A 12,746-nucleotide genomic window follows, 5' to 3' on the forward strand; every position below is an offset into this window, starting at 1 on the left:
TCTGTGATTCTTTACTTTTTTTATAATTTATGAATTAACTTTTTGTTTGATTTTTATTATTGGATAAGTTATAATTTTAAATAGTTTTACAAAAAAGCAAATAGCATGAAAGGTAGATTTATGAAAAAGTATTTATTTTTATTATTAGTCTTTTTATTTCCGGTATTAGGATTTGGTGCTGGAGCTAAGGATAGTTCACAGATTTTGGCAACAGCTTCAAAAGAACCGGGATATCAGCTAGTAGCAAGCACAACATCAGGAATGTCTGGAGTTATGATCAAATGGATTAAAGAGGATTCTTTAAAAACTGGAAAAGTCACAGTTTTATTTCAAAATGAAAAAGGTGATTCCATAGAGATTAATGGAGATTTTTCTACTTTTAACGGGACAAAAACACTGACATTTTCGGCAATAAACGGAGCAGGAGAGGCTGCTAAAAAGTTTATAAAAAACAGTGATGAAATAACACTGGTAATTCAGGATAAAAAAGGAAATAAATCTGAGGAAATTAAGTTTGACGTGGTAAAATTAGCAAGTAACTGGAAATAAATATTATATAAAAAGACCTGTTTTTAACTATACAGTTAGGCATAGGTCTTTTTTTCTTGAAATTATATTTATTATAAAATGTAAAAATCAGAAATCAAATAACCGAATAAAAGTTTTCTTACGCGTGAGAAATGTAATAATATACATATAAAGAATGGCTTTTAAATGTTTTAATTTTAATTTTTAGCAGAGTAAAAATTTGTAAGTGAAAATTAATCGAATGACTTTAAAAACAACAATAAGATCAATATTTGCATGTTATCTTTATAAGAAATAATATACAAATATAATGAAATATTATTTTGACATTTTAAAAGCAGAGGAGTAAATTTTATATATAAGAACAAAATACAGATAAGGATTTAGAGATGACAAAAGAAGAACTTTCAGTATCACAATACGGACGATATATAAAACTATTTATTGCTTTGGTAAGCGGATATATGCTTCCATATTTATTCGGCCATAAAGAGCTGTCAGCGTCAATGGCGACGTCTGCATGGCTCTCATTGGCTTTGGGACCATCAATTTCGAATTCAAGAGCTTATTTCGTACAGAGATTTATGACTAATCTGGTGCCGATACTTGGTGGTACAATTATCTTCATAATTACAAGACACGGTTTTATAACTATGATGATAGTAACTTTATTTATGTTTGTGCTGATGAGTAAATTTCCCAACAGGTTCAGGCTGACGAGCCTTGGGGTATCATTAACCCTGATTACCGGAATAGGAGGTAATTTTACCGCAGGAGGGGAAAGGCTTATATCTGTATGGCTCGGCATGGCAGTGGGATTTTTTATAGAATGCTATATTCTTCCGCCGGATCAGGGCTTTAAAATGAAAAAGATGCTCACAGATATGGAAAAAAAGATAATAAAAATTTACTACAGGCTGCTTCATGACAGAACGCTTACATCTTTGAAAGGATTCAAGATAGATGAACTCACAGAGGAATTAAAGAAAATAGAAGCACAAATGGCTGGTTTTAATAAGGATTTTTCTATAAAATGGGCAAAACACCTGAAAAAATATGAAAAAGATATAGATTTTTTCAAATACAGTATTGAGCTTCTGGAAGTTTCAGTGAGGTTTTTGCAGAAAGTATGTCTTTTTGAAAATGATCTTACAGAACTTTCCGAAGAAGAAAAAAAGTATTTATTTGTTAATATATCAGAGGTAGTAAAAAAACATGAAAAATTATTGCTTTCTTTCTATGAAACCACTGAAAATACAGAATATGAAGAAGAGCATTTTCTCGAGCAGAATATGGATATCTTAATAAGCTATCTCGCAGAGTATCAGGATACAGTGAGAAAAATAAGCAAGGAAATGTATAAGGCAGAATAAACGGATAAAAAATATTCAGACAAAATTATGGTTCCTGATTGTACTAACCGGAGTCAGAATAACTGGAAAAAAACATATCTGTCGCTACAGAAAATAACATAAAAATAAAAAGACTCCCCTAATACAGGGGATTTTATTTTGCATAGTTTTTTGCTTATTTTAGAGAAATAAATTAAGATTTTCTTTCTGCATATCGCTGATAAGATATATTTCACTATCAAACTTTAATAACCAACGGACATATGAAAAATTATCCGTGGTATTTCTCATACAGGTACCGGAAACAATCAGATCGTCTCTTGTACCGTCTGCATTTTCATCCTGCATATAACCGATTATTTTTAATCCTTCCTGTAAAAGAACCGGATTTCCCCAAAAATCTAACTTAACACTTTTTTGGGATAATAATACACAGTCATCCGATATAATTTCATTAAAATCCACATATATACAAGTATATTTTGAAGAAGAAGCATAGGAGTCTATTGTATAATCATGCAGTTCCTCTTTTCTTTTCAGACGTTTTTCTTTTTTACTCAGTTTTTTCTCTTTTATCTTAAATTCCTGAGGCAGATATATCGGATAGAACACTGTTGATACACATAAGACTATTTCTTCCGTGTCAGAAATATTTATTGAATGATCCAAATCATCCCATCCATCCACGTCATAATAAACTTCCCAGATTCCTTCGTTGTTAAAATAAGGATGTGAAGGGCAAAATATGACTTCTTGAAGTTTAAAATCCAGCTTTCCGCTGTGCAATTTGTATTTTTCTATATACTTTTCAGCTAATTCTACGGCTGATTTTTCGTTTAGATTAGGCACTATACTCCCTCCCATTTGTATAATAGAGATTATATCATATTAATTTTGGAAAATTATATAAAAAAATAATGGTAATATTTAATTAATAAATTTCAGATTTATCAACAAAGATATTATAAATTCAGAATGGAATATAAGAATAAGCATATATTCTTTAAAATTATTTCACAGATAAAATATTTTAAATCAGCTTGCTTTTTTATAAAATATGATTTATCATATAAGTATGAAAAATATGAAAAATCAAAAGGAGAAAAAATGAAATATAAAAATAAAGAATATGAATGCGGTACAGCCAAGCTTGGGGAAAGAGGACAGATAGTAATTCCGAAAGCTATACGTGAAGAGCTGGGGCTGAAGCAGGGGGATAATTTGATCCTTTTAGGAAATAAAGAGGAAGGAATAAGAATTATAAATGCAAACAGCCTTGAGGAACTGGCTGAAATAGTGTTAAAAGAAAAAAATAACTGAATCGCAGGTGATAGAAAATGAAAATAGTAATTATCGGTGGTGTTGCAGGGGGAATGAGTGCGGCGGCAAGGCTCAGAAGACTGGACGAAAAAGCAGATATCGTTGTAGTGGAGAAGTCCGGCTATGTTAGTTTTGCCAATTGTGGTCTTCCATATTATATCGGTGGTGTAATAGAAGAAAAAGAAAGCCTGATTCTCGAAACTCCTACCACATTAAGAGAAAAGTTTAATCTGGATATCAGAGTGAAATCAGAAGCTGTTTCCATTGATACTGAAAAGAAAGAAATAAAAATAAAAAATATTGAAACTAACAACGAGTATACTGAATCATATGACAAACTTTTGATTTCTACAGGAGCTAAGCCCTTTGTCCCGTATATAGAAGGACTGGAAGAAGCCGGATATCTCACACTTAGAAATATAGAGGATATGGAAAAAATAAGTAATTCTGTGAATTCTGATATTTGTAAAAATGCAGTTATCATAGGCGGAGGATTTATCGGACTGGAAACAGCGGAAAATTTGAAGCAGAAAAATATAAATGTTACGATTATTGAAAAGTCTGATCAGGTTATGGCACCGCTGGATTTTGAAATGGCGTCATTTATACACGGGGAAATAAAAAGAAGAAATATCGCCCTTTATTTAAACAGTGATATTATCCAGATAAATAATTCAGACGGAAAAAAGATCATAAAGCTTAAATCAGGAGAAGACGTGGAAGCTGATATAATAATAGTTTCCATAGGAGTAGTTCCCGATTTAGATCTTGCCAAGAATGCCGGACTGAAAATAACAGCCGGAGGAGCCATAGAGGTGGATGAATATCTGAGAAGCAGCAGCAGTGATATTTTTGCAGTGGGGGATGTAATAGAAATACCAAATATAGTTACTGGACAAAAATCATTGATTCCGTTAGCCGGTCCGGCAAATAAACAGGGCAGAACTGTCGCAGGAAATATTCTCGGAAGGGAAGAAAAATATTCCGGAGCTTTGGGAACTTCAATTATGAAGTTTTTTAGTATAACAGCAGCGTCTACAGGAGTAAATGAAAAATATCTGAAAAAGCAAAATATTAATTATAAATCTTTATTTATTATCAAACCGGATCATGCGGGATATTATCCCGGAGCCGCAGATATTCACTTTAAAATATTATTTGATCCTCAGACAGGGCAGATTTTCGGAGCTCAGGCTGCGGGTGGAAACGGAGTGGATAAAAAGATAGATATTATAGCCACGGCGATATTGGGAAATATATCTGTTTATAAACTGAAAGATTTGGAAACTGCTTATGCACCGCCGTATAATTCCGCGAAAGATATTATAAATTATGCATCGTATATGGCAGAAAATATGGAGAAAGACGGACTTGAAACAGTCAGCTGGAATGAAACGGGCGAAGGAGAGTTAATAGATGTCCGGACTGAAGATGAATATAATATAGATCATATTCAGGGAGCTGTGAATATGCCGTTAAATACTCTGAGAGAAAATCTGGGGAAACTGGACAGAAATAAGGAATATATTGTCTACTGCAAGATAGGGCAGAGAGGGTATAACGCACAGAGAATACTGGTAAATAACGGCTATAAGGTCAAAAATATGAATGGTGGTTTCAGTATATATAAGTCAGCTTCAATAATTCAGGATAACAGAATAAAATTTGAAGATTGCAAAAAAGATAATATTATATATAAAAACATATCCGAACCTGTGCCGGAGAATAAGACTTTACTTGATGTCAGCGGTTTGCAGTGTCCCGGCCCGATTATAAAAATAAAAAATAAAATTTCGGAATTAGAAGAAGGAGATGTGCTTGAGGTTAAAGCCACAGATCCGGGTTTTGAAAATGATATTAAAGTATGGATAAAACAGACAGGGAATACATTACTTAATATAGAAAATACAGATGGTAAAATTCTGGCGGGAATAAGGAAAGGGAAGGAAACATCAAGTGCTTTCAGCACAGAAACAGAGGCAATTAAAGGAAACAGCACATCTTTAGTAGTATTCAGCGGGGATTTTGATAAAGTTTTTGCAGCATTGGTAATAGCAAACGGAGCTTTGGCAATGGGAAACAGTGTATCGATTTTCTTTACTTTCTGGGGATTAAATGTTTTGAGAAAAAGTAATTATAAAACAAAGACAAAAAAAGGGTTAATAGAGAAAGGTTTTGGAATAATGATGCCTAAAGGGGTCAGCAGGCTGAGATTGTCCAATATGAACTTTTTTGGTTTGGGACGGAAAATGATAAATAAAGTAATGAAAAATAAAAACATAGAATCTCTTGAATCTTTATTGGAGCAATATATAGAAAACGGCGGAAAAATAACAGCCTGTACAATGTCCATGGATGTAATGGGAATAAAAAAAGATGAATTAATAGAAAATATAGAATATGGCGGGGTAGCAAGCTATATGGAAAATGCAAATAAATCAGGGCATAATTTATTTATATAGTTTTGTAAATAATAGCTCTAAACAAATATCAAAATATTAAATCACCAAGGAATTTATATGGTTATATTGTCTGGAACAGAAAACTTTTAAGTATTTGAATATAATAAAATAAATCCGGAGTTATCATTTTAAACTCCGGAAATTTTAATTACTAATGTTTTTTCTATACTAATTAATAATAAAGAAAAAACATAATAATTTTAGTTCTGCTGATTGCGATACTTTTATTTCAGTATAGGTGTAAAAATTTCATTTTTTAAAATATCTTAGTATAAAGATATTGATCTTTGCCAGATATAATTACTATATTCATTTTCATAAAACCATACTTTATACACACTTCCAACAGAATGAAAATTAACATTTTGATAGGAATTAACATAGAATCTAAAGATTTTTCCTGATTCCAAACTTTTGCATCTAAAAGAATATGCGTCAAAATCCCGCGAAAGTACCCTGCATTCATTAACAAATCTTGAAAATGAAAAAGTTGATAATAGTAAAAAAAATAATATAAATTTCTTTAACATAAATCCTCCTAAATTTTTTATATATAATATTAGTTACAAACTGTCATAAATTCTGGCTAGTTCCAATGTTCTTTTTTTTGTTTCTTCTAAAAATACACTTTTTCCGCTAACTATTCCCGCTGAACCGCCTCCTGAATCTTCTAAAGCTTCATTTATTTTGGAATCTCTTCTTTTTATCCAGTCCCGCTGGATATTTCTCAAGGAGATTTGTTCCTCTTGTGAAAGTTCGTTCATTAGAATTTTATAAATATTATTAAGCTCTGCATCCCATGCTTCGGCGGCATAAATTACAGCATCAGCCATGTCGGATGTTGATTCTGCATAAGACAGCATATCATCCAGTTCATCATCAACCGACTTCATTTTTACAATTAGATTTTTTTCATAATTTTTACTTTTTGAGATGCTCTTTTTTTTCTTTATATTTTCATCTGAAATCAGATCGCTCTCTAAAATTAATTTCCAGTCCCCGTTAATTTTTTCAAAAACGAGATACGACGGATATTCTTTTGTTCCGCTTTTAGTAGTTACTTCTTTTAAAAAATCAGCTTTGATCTGATTATCCGAAAGAAATTTATATTCAATATTTCCTTTTATTTCCTGACCGTATATGCTGTTGTTTGCGAAAAACTTCTTTTTATCGGCAATATATTCAGCCTTACTGACTGTCCGCTGGTAGTATTCTATTTTTTCAGCTAGTATTGATTCCAATGACGCGATATCTTTGTTACTTGTAGCATTATTCCATTTCAAAATTATTTTTTCTATCTCCGGATCAACTGAATTATCCTTGTTTTGTTTAATATTATTTTTTTGTGTTGTTTTCGTGGAAAAATTTCCTAACAATTTATTTAAAGTATCATTTTTACAGGAAATTAAAGAAAAAACCAAAAGACAAAAAAATATTTTTCTTAATTTAAACAATTACACTCCTCCAATCTTTATTTTTTGCTGAATTCAATCAATATGACCGCTGTAAAGAACCCGCCTGATATTATGAAGTTAATATGCGATAATAATAATTTTTTATTTATTTCTATAATTTTTATATCTGGAAATCAATTCTAACAGCTGCTTTAAAGTTATTCCCAAAATAGCTGCATCATCTGTATATCCTAAAACTGGTATTACATCCGGAACAGCGTCAATTGGTGAGACTACATAGACAATAGTTCCTATAATTATGGCTAAACTCTTTGCATCAATATTAAAATCCCCGCTAAAATGATCTTTTACCATTTGAATTAATAGTAAAAAATCACGTGCTAAACTGCCTAATTTCCCTGCCTTTTTTTCTCCTTTTCTCAAAGTTCCGTCATCAATATTTTCTGACTGGAATTCATTAAAATATTTTTCCTGCTCTTCGTCTTCAAACTGATTAGACATTTTTCCTCCTTGCTATAGTTTATAATTGATATTTTTGTTTTAATGTTCGTGTTTTATAAATTTTGCGAACAAAAAAGTCATTATTAGTATGAAAAACAAAGGCTTTATTATATATCCAAATTATATTATTATTATATTAAATTTGACATATTTGATTAATTTTAGTATAATATATACACTTGAATATTCGTAAAATTTATAAAGTACGAATTATAATATTGATAAAAAAATATAAAATTAAAATATTGTAGAATTTAGGACGTTTTGCAATTGTAAGACCGTCAATATATTTCTGCGGTTTATGGGATAGAAAATTAAAATCGAGGATTCAGCGAAAGTATCAGCATCCTCGATTTTATTATGGGAATTTCTTAGTTGACTGGAATATAGATTATAAGTTTTTTTTGACTAGGATTTTGATAACTACAGAAATTAAAAAAGATGATTTTTGTATTAAACACAAGAATCATCAATTATTTTAACATGAGAATATACTTACTTTCTTTTCTGCTGTATATTTTATTTTGGTACAGAATTTTTTCATCACTCTGCCTCTTTGCAAACATCAACCCATTTTTCAGCGCCTGAATATCTGAATAAATCGTCGCATGTAAGCTCTATAGCACTGTTACCGCTGCCGCAGGCAGGAAAAACAGTATCAAAGCGTTTTAAAGAAATATCCAGATAAACCGGAATACCATCCGTCACTGCAAAAGGACAGACACCTCCCGCAGCATGTCCTGTAAAGGACAGAACCTCTTCAGCAGAAGGCATTTTTGCTCTCATTCCGAATTCTGCTTTGAATTTAGGATTATTTATCTTCACATCACCAGATGTTAAGACAAGAATACAGCTGTTATCTTTTTTGAAGGAGAGAGTTTTTGCTATTCTTGCTGGAATTACGTTTAAAGCTTGTGCAGCCAGTTCTACAGTTGCACTGGAAGTATCAAATTCCATAATCTTTTCTTCCATATTGAATTTTTTGAAAAATTCTTTTACCTGTTCTATTGCCATTAATTACTCCTATTCTGACGTTTTTTAATATTATAACACCAGAGTGTTAAGATTGCTACAGCTGAATTAATTTATTTATATAAATGCAAGGTATCAGGTAATTACAATATAAGTCTGAACTAGTATTATAAAAATAACAGAGCTTATAAAAATTAATGCAATTTTCTTTTCGTTTATTTTTCGATTTAGACGGCTTCCTATAAGACCACCGAGTATAGCCGCAGGAATCATATAGACTGCCAGCGAGAAGTCCGCATAACCGTTTAGTGTATATTTAAAAAGAGAGCTTATAGTAGTCAAAAAAGTAATGAAAATACTGTCAACCGAGGCTTCTTTGATATCCAGACCGAAAAAAATTATCAATGTACTGACTTGAAACGGGCCTCCGCCTATTCCAAAAAAGCCTGATAAGCCGCCTGTTATGATTCCTGTAAAAAATTGCAGAAACGGATTTTTAATATTTATTTTTGGTATTTTGTTTCTGTAAACTACAGATAGTAAAACGAGAATCAGCATAAAGATATATGCCTTGTCAATAAAGTTTTCATTGACATATTTTAACAGAGTACCGCCTAAAAAACCGCCGATTATGCTTCCTGATGCCAGAATAAGAATTTTTTTTATTTTTATATGTACTTTTTTCCTGATATAGGTTATTAAAGTAACGATTGACATCGAAAGCACTACTATTGAAGATGTAAATGAAGCAAGACTTTTGGCAGCACCCATAGCAGCAAGCGCGGGTCTTATTATCAGCCCGCCGCCTATACCCACTATGGAGCCTATTATTGTAGAAAATAAACCTATTAAAAAAAATATCATAAAATTACTCCTGTTGATTTATTTATTAATTTATATATTTCCGGATAAATCAGAATTGTTCATAATCTTCCGGGTTTTTACTGCTTGGTTCATGGCTTGTCCTTTTATTAATCTTCCAGTTTTCAGCGATTCTGATTCCTCCGGAAAGCAGTGGGTCTTCTGTGTCAATCTGCCATTTTAAGAGCCGTATTCTCAAATCCTCCAAAATATTTTTATATTCTGAATTATTTATAAGATTTTTTCTTTCACCGGGATCATTATAGAGATCATAAAGAGCTTCGCTGTATTTTTCCTGAGATAGAAGTCCGTTGTCCAGCAGCAGGTTTTTGGTTTCTGAAACATCAATATTTGAAATATTTATTCTTAAATATTCTTCATCATAATATTTTATATACTTGTAATTTTCTGTTCTCACACATCTCACAGGTTCGTAAGAAGTATGAAAGTTTATTTCGCCGTAAATTTCATCCCTGTGTTTGGTTATCTTGCCTGCAAAAAAATCTGAAAAAGATTTTCCCTGAAGTCTTGCAGGTTTTTCAATGCCGGTAAGATCACATAAAGTAGCAAATATATCAACTTGGGAAACTAAAGTATCTGTGACACTCCCGTTTTTTTCAGAATCAGGAACTCTCATTATTAATGCAACCTCCAATCCGCTGTCAAAAAGTGTACACTTGGCATATGGATATGGAATACCGTGGTCAGTGGTGAAGATAACAATAGTATTTTCATAGAGATTATTATCTTTGAGAGTTTTTATTATATGTCCGAAACATTTATCGGCATAATAAACAGAGGTTAGAAACTTTGCATGTTCGTTTCTTGTTTCTTCAAAATCCGGAACCGGATAAGGAGCTTTCACAAAATCTTTATTTACAATATCCTTATTAATTTCCGGAAATTTTCTATGTGTGGAAAACATACCAAATGAAAGAAAGAAATTTTGCTTACTGCCGTTTTCTTTTATCCATTCTGAAACATTTTCAGCATTGGTAATGTCCCAAAGGTAGTAGTCTTCCTGATGTTCATAATTATTTTCGGATGTTATATCAAAATCATAACCTATTGCTGTCGCTCCGCCTTTATGATCGGAATAAGAGCCGTACTCGTGCTGAATACCGCATAAAACAGTTTTATAATGATTTTCTTTGAGATGGCTGACTAAATGCCAGCTGTAATCTTTTAATGAAAATCCCCTGTTTGCTAAGCCGAGCATCCCGTTGGAATGAGGATACATACCTGTAAGAAGTCCGGATCTGCTCGGAGAACATGTAGGGCTGGTACAAAATGCCTTTTTAAAAACAACTGCATCTTCGGCAAAATTCTTTACATTCTCTGAGGGAGCATCGTAACCATAAGGACTAAAGATATTTCCGCTGTCATGTGTATGGATGTAAATGATATTATAATTTTTTGCACTATTCATAAAATCTATCTCCCTGTTATTCCAGATTCAGACTGGCTTTTATTTTCTCCTCGATTTCTTCTTCGGAAAGAAGATTTTTCAGACCTATTAATTTTTTGTTGTCATCAACATTAAAATTATTTTTCAAACCTTCTGCTACAAAAATAATATCATAGTTATTAACCATTGATTTCGCCTGTCCTACACTCATATGATCAATACTTGATTCAATTTTTAGTTTATCAAGTACTTTTTTGATTTTCATTTTTATTATCTGGCTGGATCCCATGCCAGCACCGCACGCCGCTAATACTTTCAGCATAATTTTTCCTCCTGAATTTTTATTTTATAAAATATGATTCTTTATTTCTTACATATTGCAATTGCGGAATTATAAGCATCAAGACTACAACTAAAATAACCCCTGTCAGATGCAGATTATTTATAAAAAGTCCCAACACAGGCCAAACTGTATCCCAATCCAGATTTCCCGTCCAACCGCCGTATTGAGTCAGTTTGAAAATGTAAACAGCTGCAAGCGACCCCAAAACCTGAATTATACCAGAAACTATGGGAATTATAGTTGCTGCTCTTATCCCGCCTTTTTTATCAGCATATACAGCAAGTGTAGCATTATCAAAAAATAGTGGAACAAATCCCGGAATAAGCATAATCGGTGATTTAAATATAATCAGCCCCAGTATTGCTATAAGCTGTCCTACTGCGCCAAATATAAAACCATATAAAATAGCATTTGGAGATGAGAAACCAAATGTAACAGCACAGTCTACAGCAGGAATAGAACCTTTCAGAAGCTTTTCCGAAATTCCAACAAATGACTCCACGAGTTCGGCAACAAACATTCTTACTCCGGTCATTAATATTACAATATTCACTGAAAATACAAGGGATTTTTCCAATATATATGTGAAAAATGTAATTCCACCTTCAAATGCTTTAGGATCAAGCTCTTTTAGAAGCGGTTCGCCGATAAACAGCATAACTGCCCCGAAAAATATAATCATTAGCAGTCCTGTTGCAATGATATTATCATTTAATACAGCGAGCCAGCCCGGAAGCTTTACATTCTCTACTGTTTTTTCTTTATTTCCAATTTTGTGTGCTATTTTATCTGTTACCCAGATACCGAACATTTGCTGGTGACCTACTGCGAAGTCTGAATTTCCTGTGAGATTTCTCGTAGCTTCCACAGTGAGGTTGGCAAAAACAGCCCAGTAAGTCCCTACTAATATTCCTACAATAATAGCCCCGTAAATATTTCTGAATCCGGGCATTACGGCAAAAATAATCCATGTAACCATTGTTGCCTGTTTGACCATAATATGACCTGTGATAAAGACAGTTCTTACTTTTGTAAATTTTTTCAGTAATACCAGTACAATATTCCATACAAAACCTACCAAAAGAGACATCATAGTCCAGCTGGTAGTAACACTGATACTTTCAAGAGCCTGAGTCGCAGCATTAAAACCAAAATTGGAATCAATAACGACAGCGCTGATCTGATATTTCTTTGATAAACCCTTTAGAATAGGGTCAAAATTCTTTACAAGACCTGAAGAACCTACATTCAGGATCATAAAACCAATCGCAGCTTTGATGAAACCTCCAAGGGCATCGTATACTTTACGTCCAATTGCGAGATAACCGACAAATACAATAATTCCAATAAAAAATTGCGGTTTGGCAATTATATTTGTAAATAGTAAATTAAATATTTTTAATATGATTTCCATATTTTTTCCTCCATATTATTTTATACATTCTTTTTTTTCTGCCCGTAATAAGCATTAGCCCCGTGCTTTCTCAGGAAGTGTTTGTCTAGAAGTTCCTGCTGCATACTCTCTTTACCGCTGTTAAACATTTCCATACTTGCTGCCATTCTTCCTATCTCTTCCAATACCAC

The 12,746-nt window shown here is 32.4% G+C and carries 13 protein-coding genes; 4 read left to right on the top strand and 9 right to left on the bottom strand.

Annotated elements, in window-relative coordinates; all coding sequences use genetic code 11:
* Window positions 1–120 precede the first annotated feature (120 nt).
* Together NK213_RS11330 and NK213_RS11335 are read left to right on the top strand one after the other, a co-directional pair.
* A complete protein-coding gene (locus NK213_RS11330) occupies window positions 121–549 on the top strand; it encodes a hypothetical protein (protein WP_253349202.1) in 429 nt (142 codons plus the stop codon).
* Window positions 550–917: 368 nt separating this feature from the next.
* Window positions 918–1,901 carry a hypothetical protein gene (locus NK213_RS11335; protein ID WP_253349203.1) on the top strand — a complete coding sequence of 328 codons (984 nt, stop codon included), beginning with the start codon at window positions 918–920 and terminating at the stop codon, window positions 1,899–1,901.
* A 159-nt stretch (window positions 1,902–2,060) separates the two neighbouring features.
* On the opposite strand, the gene NK213_RS11340 is transcribed toward NK213_RS11335, so the two are convergent.
* A complete protein-coding gene (locus NK213_RS11340; protein WP_253349205.1) occupies window positions 2,061–2,729 on the bottom strand; it encodes a hypothetical protein in 669 nt (222 codons plus the stop codon).
* 258 nt (window positions 2,730–2,987) lie between these two features.
* Here NK213_RS11340 and NK213_RS11345 point away from each other — a divergent pair, with 258 nt between their 5' ends.
* Entirely contained in the window at window positions 2,988–3,200 is a 213-nt protein-coding gene (locus tag NK213_RS11345) for an AbrB/MazE/SpoVT family DNA-binding domain-containing protein (RefSeq protein ID WP_253349207.1), read from the top strand.
* Window positions 3,201–3,217: 17 nt separating this feature from the next.
* A complete protein-coding gene (locus NK213_RS11350; RefSeq protein WP_253349209.1) occupies window positions 3,218–5,662 on the top strand; it encodes an FAD-dependent oxidoreductase in 2,445 nt (814 codons plus the stop codon).
* A gap of 266 nt (window positions 5,663–5,928) precedes the next feature.
* Here the strand turns inward: NK213_RS11350 and NK213_RS11355 are convergent, their stop codons facing one another.
* The 8 genes from NK213_RS11355 to NK213_RS11390 form a co-directional block, all read right to left on the bottom strand.
* Window positions 5,929–6,192, bottom strand: a complete 264-nt coding sequence (locus tag NK213_RS11355; protein ID WP_253349211.1) for a hypothetical protein — start codon at window positions 6,190–6,192, stop codon at window positions 5,929–5,931.
* Between the two features lie 33 nt (window positions 6,193–6,225).
* Window positions 6,226–7,116, bottom strand: coding sequence for a lysozyme inhibitor LprI family protein (locus tag NK213_RS11360; RefSeq protein WP_253349213.1), 891 nt, complete (start codon window positions 7,114–7,116; stop codon window positions 6,226–6,228).
* 102 nt (window positions 7,117–7,218) lie between these two features.
* A complete protein-coding gene (locus NK213_RS11365) occupies window positions 7,219–7,578 on the bottom strand; it encodes a YkvA family protein (protein ID WP_253349215.1) in 360 nt (119 codons plus the stop codon).
* Window positions 7,579–8,121: 543 nt separating this feature from the next.
* The gene (locus NK213_RS11370) at window positions 8,122–8,592 is read right to left on the bottom strand and encodes a YbaK/EbsC family protein (protein WP_253349217.1); all 471 of its coding nucleotides are present in this window, start codon (window positions 8,590–8,592) and stop codon (window positions 8,122–8,124) included.
* A 93-nt stretch (window positions 8,593–8,685) separates the two neighbouring features.
* Entirely contained in the window at window positions 8,686–9,414 is a 729-nt protein-coding gene (locus NK213_RS11375; RefSeq protein WP_253349219.1) for a sulfite exporter TauE/SafE family protein, read from the bottom strand.
* 49 nt (window positions 9,415–9,463) lie between these two features.
* Window positions 9,464–10,840 (bottom strand): sulfatase, encoded by a 1,377-nt coding sequence (locus NK213_RS11380; protein ID WP_253349221.1) that lies wholly within the window; start codon window positions 10,838–10,840, stop codon window positions 9,464–9,466.
* A 16-nt stretch (window positions 10,841–10,856) separates the two neighbouring features.
* Window positions 10,857–11,141, bottom strand: coding sequence for a PTS sugar transporter subunit IIB (locus tag NK213_RS11385; RefSeq protein WP_253349223.1), 285 nt, complete (start codon window positions 11,139–11,141; stop codon window positions 10,857–10,859).
* A gap of 19 nt (window positions 11,142–11,160) precedes the next feature.
* Window positions 11,161–12,576, bottom strand: coding sequence for a PTS ascorbate transporter subunit IIC (locus tag NK213_RS11390; RefSeq protein WP_253349225.1), 1,416 nt, complete (start codon window positions 12,574–12,576; stop codon window positions 11,161–11,163).
* Between the last annotated feature and the right edge of the window lie 170 nt (window positions 12,577–12,746).

Source organism: Sebaldella sp. S0638 (genome assembly GCF_024158605.1).
GTDB lineage: Bacteria > Fusobacteriota > Fusobacteriia > Fusobacteriales > Leptotrichiaceae > Sebaldella.